Here is a 441-nt window from a genome sequence, read left to right on the forward strand (position 1 = left end):
TTTGTTCCCCGGTCGGCGGCGGAAATGGAAGGGGGTGACGGGGAGTCGCCGATTGCCGGCCGTGCTCAGGCGGTGTTGGCCGCGTGGAAAAGGGATGGCGCTCCCGAACGGGACAAGGCGGCGGAGGGGCTGAACCGCCTGTTCCATCAGGAGCAGGCCGCACTGGTGGAGTATCGCCTCACCCAACAGACCCTTTTTGAGGATGTGGAGGTCCCGGAAGAACCGGACGGTACCGGGGAGGAGGCTGTGAGCGACTCCTGGCGGCTCCGATGGGAGGAGCTTAGGACGAAAACCCGCCGCCTCCTGCTCAGTATGGAGTATGAAGGGGCGCGGGTCAGCCCGTACGCCGTCAGAGCCCGGGTGGAAGAGGCAATCCACCGGAAGGAGCAGATTTTGGCGGAGAAGGACCGGGAGTTGTTTGAGGAGATCATCCTGAACAAC

At 63.7% G+C, this 441-nt stretch carries 1 protein-coding gene; it reads left to right on the forward strand.

Going from position 1 to position 441, the window contains the following annotated elements:
* Nucleotides 1-24: 24 nt before the first annotated feature.
* On the forward strand, nt 25-441 hold a 417-nt coding region (locus tag RZO55_RS10395; protein WP_318064213.1), incomplete at its 3' end, for a hypothetical protein.

Source organism: Clostridium boliviensis (assembly GCF_033342255.1).
Classification (GTDB): Bacteria; Bacillota; Clostridia; order Lachnospirales; family Lachnospiraceae; genus Lacrimispora; species Lacrimispora boliviensis.